Consider the following 8,012-nt stretch of genomic DNA (forward strand, 5'->3'; position numbering starts at 1 on the left):
CTTGTCGCCGTGCAGAATGTTGCGCTCGCCACCTTCTTCGTAATTGAGCACGAAGGACAGGGCGATCCGGGCATTACCCGGCCAGTGTGGGTGAGGAGGGTTACTGCCGTAACCGATCAGGTCGCGTGGGTAGTCAGCGCTCACTGCAGTCTTCCTTCTTGTACGTTGACAGATTGGTGTGGCGGCCTGGCAGGCTGGCGTCACAGCGATGGGCTGATTGTATACAACTTTATTTACATTTTGTAAGCCTGAATTTTCGCATTTTTCACCGGCTGTCATCTTTTGCTGTTAATGGTTCCAGCCTGCAAGAAACCTGCCTGACCAGTCAGCTAATGAATAGAAGGTTCAATGATCACGCGCTTTGCCTACGAATTGGTGATAAAGACCCGGATGGCGGGGGTGAAGCGGAAAATGTCGTTTTTATTGTGTACAATTTTTTTGAAAAGTGTCTTAATCAGTCGCTCGCCGCAGCGTTTCGTGCTCTGAAACGGTGCGGTCTCCTTTTTAACTGACTTCGGGAGGCGCGAAGTCTGACCGCTTGTTGCGGCCGGGCGCGCAGAATCAATGGGACGTTTGACAACACACGTTTTGGACGCTGCACACGGTTGCCCGGGCAGCTCGATCAAGGTCGAGCTGTACCGCGTTGAAGGATCGCAGCTGGAATTGGTCGCCAGTGCGACAACCAACAGTGATGGCCGGGTCGATGCGCCGTTGCTGCAAGGCGACGATTATCGCACCGGGGTTTATCAGGTGCAGTTCCATGCCGGCGATTACTACCGGGCCCGTGGCGTACAACTGCCCGAGCCGGCGTTTCTCGATATCGTCGTGCTGCGTTTCGGCATTTCCGCCGAGCAGGAGCACTATCACGTGCCCCTGCTGATTTCGCCTTACAGCTATTCCACGTATCGGGGCAGCTGACCCCCAAGCAGCTGCCCCCACCGGGAAGCGACTGCGCATATAGCTTCTTTGGTCTTTCGCCCGCTCACACTGCGGGCTTTTTTATGCGTGTTTACGGCGCAACTGCCGGCGCAGTCGAGTCTCGGGTCAACGCTCGCGAATAATGAACACCGAGTCTGGCGTGGACGCGACCTTCAATACGCCTCCTATCAGCCATACCACCTTGTTCCGCGTCGCTGCATCGGTCAGTGCGGTGAAGGCGTCCTGACCGATTCTGGCGGGCAAGCTCGGTTCTGTCAGTTCGTTGCCAGGAACGTGAGTCAGGCCGGCTTGACTGATTGCTCCCAGTTTCAAAAAGAAGATTTGATCGTGACCGGCGCGTTTGAATACCAGCGTCGGCATTCTGTGTTCATAGGTCAGTGGAAACAGCTCGTAACCACAGCCAACCAGCAACGCGCCGAGCAATCGCCGCAGATTCAGATCCGACGGATAGGTCTTGTAATGATTCCAGGCGGAGGAGAAGTGCTGTGGATCAAAGGTCAGGCGTTGCAATTCGCTGTCGGTCTGGGAAGGCATCGGGATAAGCCGCTTGCCCCCCAGGTCGATGTCTGGCGCTATGGCGAGCATATTCAGCGGGTCGGCAAAATCAGGCGCTGTGGAAAACGGCAGTTGCTTCCATTGATGCAAGACGGCCTGAACGTTGATCAGGCCGGTGCCGGTAATCGTCGGGGAATGATCGGCGAGTTCGAATAACCTGCGGGCAACGGCTGTCGTTGTCGCTTGCGAAAAATCAGGGAACGCGCGAGCGACGGACGTTGTTATCGGCTCTTCGAAAAACCGTTTGCCCGGATGGACTTCACCTGGATCACTGCCGATTCGAAACGTCGCCACCGGCTGTTGCTCGGGGGCGTTTTTCAGCATGTTCTCGAAAGCGTCGAAACCGCTCGGGAAAAACTCGGGATGACATACGAAATACACGGTGGGCGCCGTATTCGAGCCAACCGGAACGATTGGATAATGCAGCCAGCCAAGCTGTACCGATTCGGTGTGCGCAGGTTTGTTCAGATGCCCCCAGGGAAGCCAGAAATACGGCGTCTGGTCGTTGTCAGAGGACGGCTTGGCTGTCGCCGCGGTTAGCGTTTCTACGGCTTCGGCAAGTCGGGGACGCTTGCTCGGGCCAGGTGTTGCCTGGTCGGTCTGTTCGCCTGGCTGGCTGGATTGGGCTGGCGTTTGCGATGGCTTCGCCCCTGGCGGTTTTTGTCGCCAGAAAACAGTGCCGGGGATTTGCTCGAAGAAAACGTCGGGTGCATTGCTCGTCGAGGCAAACGCTTGTTGGTATTCGCCATCTTTGTTTTTGCGCACCATGACCGTGCCGTCCACCGTCGTTACGAAGGTCTGCCTGAGTCTGTTGTATCGAAGGCCCTCCGTTGCCAGCTCAGGCTTGCTCAGCGTCATGGCGTCGGCCGGCGAGATGTATGAGGGCAGGTTGGGGCTGGCGGATGCAGGCCGGTTGGATAGCCTCTCGGGCCGCCGGATCTGCCAAGTCGTCTGACCCTCGAGGCGCGTCAGGGGCAGGCCGGGCACACCGGGTGCGAAGGTCAGAGGCACATGATAATTGCCTTGCCCGTCCTGCTCGACGACGAACTGGCCTTCATTAGCGATCTGAGCGTACGTGCGCTGATCCGGTCCGGTGAACAAACCTTCGTTCTGCGCCACGGGTACCAGTTCGTGGAATCGCTCTTGCGGCCAGGCGATTGCGTTACGAGTGGCGCTGAAGTTTTCCGTTGCATCCGGCAGGGCGTGAACAGTAACCGTGGACAGTGTGCTGGCTGCGGCAGATGTGCTTGCCGCTTGACTGACGGCCGGTGAATCGACGCCCAGAAGCAGGGCGTCAGGCATGTCCAGGCCCATACGGCTGACGAGAGGCGGTGAGCCGGAATGTCCAGCATCGGGGGCATTGGGTGGTTTTACTGCAGGGACTTTTTTGGGTGACTTGGCCATGGGGAATGCTCGGTAAAAGAGCGCGCAGACGCGTGCAAATGCCGCGTAGACAGCAACGCTCGAAAAAATGGGTTTATTGACGAACGACCGGCGAATTACGCGGGAGGCACTTTCATCACAGAAACGGGGCCGAAAATGTTGGTTTGGTGGTTGCAGCGATTCACCACCCTTAAAGCAGACTTTTCGATGCGGGATTTGTCGGCACGCAATACCCAGCCATGCGCGGCAAAGTTGTAGCCCACGCGCGCGGTCTGGTCGTTAAGGCAGATAATGTTCCAGGCTTTGACTTCGTCATTGGCCAATGCGGCAAGAGCTTGCGGGAGTGCTTTTGAGGCGTCGGGCTCTTCGAAAAAACGAGCATCGAGACCATCCAGATAGACACGGTCAAAGACCAGATCGACCGTATGTACAACTCCACCGATGGTAATAACGCGGATCTGGTCTATCAAATCCTCGCTTTCATAGACAGGCAGATAAAAAGTGGTAGTGCCGATGGAAAGCCGGTTTTCTTCGAGTTTTATATCGACCTCGCCGAGCTGCGTTGCATCAAGTTCCCAAGTGGATGAGTAGGGAAGCCGCTCTTTGGCATTGGCGAGCGCGCCAGGAGTCGAGAGTCTGATAGTCATGTCAGGCAGTACGTGAATGAGATAACTCGCACCCACTCCTTCATAGGCGTCCATGCTGGTTTGCACGGCCAGTGGTATCGGCATTGCGCAACTCCTTGTAGTGCCAAGCGAATAACCCGCTTTCTCAGGCAGCGCATAAAAGCACTGTCGAGAACGACCCGTGAGTGGCACTTTCATCTGGGTTACCCAATGCCTCGAGACCGAGAAGTCAGTAAAGGCTGGCGGGATGTCGGTTTCCGCTGTAAGACCAGCGTTTGCAACGACACCGTCCCTGAAAATCAACACATAACGGCCGAACGGTCGAACGGCCATGGTTCGCAGGATCTTGGTGATATTGTCGTGATCGTCTTCGCTACGCGCAGCCGAGTAATAATTCAGCTTGATGGTCTTCGCGCCGAAGTGATAGACGAGATGGCAACCGACAGTCAGTCGATATGACTTGGGTTTGTCGGAGAAAAAATGCGCCTCGGCTTTTGTCAGTTCATCACTGGTGAAGTCCAGATATATCCGGGTTATGACATCCGGGCGTAAAACCGCGTAGAAAGTGTTGGCCTTGCCGGTTCTCGGTACGTAATAGCTCGCTTCCTTGCGGTGTCGGATCCAGCATTCCGGCGCATAAATAATGATCGGTGTTACCGGTTTGCCGCGTTTGACGAAAATTTCCGGTATGTCAGCGGTGTGGCCATCCGGGATTGTTTCAGGCAGGTCAAGCCTGAAATGCCAATCATCACTGGTTATGAAAATCAGATTTTTGTTGCTCAGCTTTCTCGTGCCTTCGTTTTTCTTGTAAACGTCATGAATGGTCAATACGTTTTTGGGATTGTCATGAGTTTCGAAGCCTGAGCGGATGACCAGGTCATTGCCCTCGATATCCCAGGACTCAATCAGGTCCTTGCGCCAATTCATGACGATATGACTGGTCTGTTCACCATCATCGACAATGGAAAAACGACCAGCCACATGCGCAATGTAATACTGATCCGCACCGGCGCCTCCCGACGCTTTTGCTTTTTCGTGGGAGAGGAATATCTGATCGTCTCCGGCGCCAGCTTCAATGATGTCGCTGCCCCGTGATTTGATGACGTTGTTTTGCGCAGTGCCGGTTACTACGCTTGCTGCGCGATGGACTGTTTCAATATTTTCGATACTGTCCAGCAAACTGTGCAGGATGGATATCTTGTTATTCTCGGCATCGACATCGCTGGTGATGATCTGCAATGTTCCGGCCAGCAAATCTATGTCATAGCCAGTTCTGTTCGTATCACGAGAGGAGTAATTGCCGCCAAGTACCAGTGTGTCATTTCCTGCGCCGCCGCTGAGCGTTGAATATTCTGCAACATGGCTGTCCTTTTCGAGGAAAGCGGCTGCGTTCTCAAACAGGAACTGGTCATTGCCTTCACCGCCCGACAGTTGTTTTTTTCCTGACTTGTAATAGAACGTGTTGGGTTTTTTTTCTACACCTTTGATCGAGTCGTTACCCTCGCTGAGAAACCACAGAATGTTTTTGCCCTCTGCCGCAACTCCCAGTTCCGCGCCGGGTGTATCTTTTGTAACCCCTGCGCTTGCATCAATGATGTCATCGGTGCCTACCACTTCAGGGACATTGACCGACTCCCACGCATCCTGTTTGGTCCACCAGTTTCGTTTCCAGACCCGCGTCGGTTTCAGGCGTACATCAAACTTGCCATTGACGATGGCTTCGGTGCTCTCTTTCAAGGGGCCATCGAGTAGCGTTCTCGCGGTCTTTTTTAACTGCAATGAGTGTTGAAGTAGTGTTTTGGCCTTGATATAGCGGTTTTGAACGCTTTCGTCGACGTCCATCATGCAGAACGAAAACCATCCGCTACGCCACCGCTCGTCAACGGTTAATTCGATGTAGTCATCTATGTCGTCAACGATACGTACCGCACCGTAGACCTGCGAGCCAATGGCGAGAATCGCGCCGGCGGCAAGCCCGACGGGGCCGGCAAACGAGAAACCGGCCATCGCGGCAGTGCCGAGAATGACGGTCATGGCTGCACTGGTAATGCTCAGGCCAGCGCTGACGTAATGATCCATAGCCTCTTTGCCGGTGGCATTCTCAGCGGCGTTCATGGATCTCACGGCGGTAAAGATGTCGAAGGGCAGCGTCAGCATGCCGCCGACCAGACCGCCTGATCGACCCAGTCTGAGTGCGAAACGTGTTCTGGCGAAGTCCCGGTAAGCATTCTGTCCGGCTGTGAGCATCTGCGTGGCTATTTTACTGACCGTGACATCGGCCGCGATGGAGGCCAGCTCCGATGCAATGCCCGCGCTGTTTATCGCTACTTCAGCACGGTTATCAGCTTTGATCGCATCGATTACGCCACGAATCCCCATGAAAATGCCGAAACCCTGGATGCCCAGGCTGGAGCCCAGCGTCGCGTAGCTTTTGGTCAATGCCGCCCAGCGGGGATGATGTCTGGGGACGTGCACATGTTGTAGATCGAGCGACTGTGCTGCGCTCAGAAGTTTTACCAGTTTGTCGCGGTAATTGCCGGCTACCTTTTCATTGGCATTGTTTTCCCTCAAGAGCTGAGGGGCGCCAAGCGGGCGCTGGCTGGCCATTTCAAACAGGAGCGTGGGTAACAAGTAGCTATCGCTGCCCGTTGAAGTTTTCAGAAAGTGTTCAACTTTATTGGCGTCGAACTGCAGGCTATTGATAAAAGAAAGTTTGGGGCGGCGAAAGAAGCTGTTCTGGCCATTCAATGGCTGACCGTCAATCGTTGCGCCTAGTCCGTCGAGTGCGGTACGGGTAATCGAAATATCGCCAATTTCCAAAGGGCCGAACACTTCGTCCACCATTTGCAATTGACTCGATTTTCCATTGGTTTGGCCATGGTCGATGGTTGAAGGCTTGTATTCGTTGGATTCATAGCCCAAATCCATAATTATGACGGTATCGGAAACAGGTTGCGTGTCGGCATGTATTGCAGGGTCGGTTTGTGCTGTTGCTTCGCGTATAAGTGTGGCCATTAGAACTTCCTTGTTCCGGCAATTGTTGTTAAGGCCGAGGATATTACGTTGGCCTTTCGAGACCTGTATATCGATGGGTTGTTGCTATCTATTGCATATCAGGGATTGGATGTTGCACTTAATTTATTCATGAACAACATGATCCTGCCCGAGATCCATTCCGGCAGGATAATCAATAGTGGCGCTTTTCAGTCAGTGGCTGCCAAGCAACGACGCCGCGCCAGCACCACCAAACAGTCCGGCACTCACCCGATTGAACCAACTCTGGCCTTTGCCGCTGCGCAAATAACGTGCGGCACCATTGGCACCCAGACCGTAAGCCAGTTTGCAGCACAGATCGAGCACTACCCAGGTCGCAATCATGATCAGTAATTGCGGCAGAAACGGTTGGTCTGCGCGGAGGAACTGTGGCAGAAACGCGGCGAAAAACAGGATGTCCTTAGGGTTGCTCGCGCCCAGTACAAAAGCGCGTCCGAACAATGTGCGAAAACGCGGCACCGGTGCGGCTTCGGGTACTTCGGCCCCCGTCGATGGCTGACGCGACTGCTGCCAGCTCTGCCAGGCGAGATAAAAAAGGTACAGCGCACCGATGATTTTCAGCGCGCTGAACAACTGTTCCGAGGCCAGCAACAGAGCGCCAAGCCCCAGGGCCGAAGCGCTGAGCAGGCAGATCGAGGCGATCACGCCACCCAGGAACGCGGGGTACGACCTGCGTAAACCGTAATTCAGACTGTTGCTGATCATCAGCAATGACAGCGGTCCCGGGATCAGGATCACCACCAGTGCAGCGCCACTGAACAGCAGCCAGGTTTCCAGACTCATCGTTTTGCTCCTTTGTTGTTATCGGGATGTGCAAAAGCCCCACCCGTGAGGGTGAGGCTGGTTTGAAGCTTGAACCGCGCAGCGTTTACAGGAAAATGAACTTGGCGATGAAGATCGCGCAGAGCACCCACAGGCTGACGGAAATTTCCTTGTACTTGCCGGTGCCGGCCTTCAACGCGACGTAGGTAATAAAGCCCAGCGCGATGCCGTCGGCGACGGAGAAGGTCAGCGGCATCATGATCGCCGTGACAATCGCCGGAATGGCGTCAGTCGCCTCGTCCCATTCGATGTGGGCCATGCCGCCCATCATCAGCATCGCCACGTAAATCAGGGCACCTGCCGTGGCATAAGCGGGAATCATGCCAGCCAGCGGTGCGAAAAACATGGCCGCTATAAATAGCACACCCACGGTGACGGCGGTAAGACCAGTCCGACCACCAGCGGCTACGCCGGCGGCACTTTCCACGTAACTTGTCACTGGGGGCACGCCAACCACGGCGCCGAATACGCTGGAGGCGCTGTCGGCCTTCATGGCTCGTGAAAGGTTCTCGATGCGACCGTCAGCGGCGACAAGGTTGGCGCGCTGGGCCACGCCCATCAGCGTGCCGGCGGTGTCGAACATGTGCACGAAGAGGAACGCCAGCACTACGCTGATCATGCTGACGTTGAACA

Annotated in this window: 5 protein-coding genes and 1 pseudogene; 1 reads left to right on the plus strand and 5 read right to left on the minus strand. The window is 55.1% G+C overall.

Going from position 1 to position 8,012, the window contains the following annotated elements:
• A pseudogene (locus OQK_RS30060) lies at positions 1-144 on the minus strand (allantoinase); the annotation flags it as partial.
• A 420-nt stretch (positions 145-564) separates the two neighbouring features.
• Between OQK_RS30060 and uraH the strand changes: the two are divergent.
• On the plus strand, positions 565-918 hold the full coding sequence (uraH, locus tag OQK_RS18955) for a hydroxyisourate hydrolase (protein ID WP_016773762.1): 354 nt from the start codon (positions 565-567) through the stop codon (positions 916-918).
• Positions 919-1,044: 126 nt separating this feature from the next.
• Here uraH and OQK_RS18960 read toward each other — a convergent pair whose 3' ends face one another.
• The 4 genes from OQK_RS18960 to OQK_RS18975 form a co-directional block, all read right to left on the minus strand.
• Positions 1,045-2,898: a hypothetical protein gene (locus OQK_RS18960; protein WP_157221911.1), complete on the minus strand. Its 1,854-nt coding sequence runs from the start codon at positions 2,896-2,898 to the stop codon at positions 1,045-1,047.
• Between the two features lie 95 nt (positions 2,899-2,993).
• Entirely contained in the window at positions 2,994-6,518 is a 3,525-nt protein-coding gene (locus OQK_RS18965; RefSeq protein WP_016773764.1) for a hypothetical protein, read from the minus strand.
• A gap of 192 nt (positions 6,519-6,710) precedes the next feature.
• Positions 6,711-7,340 (minus strand): LysE family translocator, encoded by a 630-nt coding sequence (locus OQK_RS18970; RefSeq protein WP_016773765.1) that lies wholly within the window; start codon positions 7,338-7,340, stop codon positions 6,711-6,713.
• A gap of 85 nt (positions 7,341-7,425) precedes the next feature.
• On the minus strand, positions 7,426-8,012 hold a 587-nt coding region (locus OQK_RS18975), incomplete at its 5' end, for a solute carrier family 23 protein (RefSeq protein ID WP_038861393.1).

This window comes from Pseudomonas sp. R62, assembly GCF_000257605.1.
Lineage (GTDB): Bacteria > Pseudomonadota > Gammaproteobacteria > Pseudomonadales > Pseudomonadaceae > Aquipseudomonas > Aquipseudomonas atacamensis.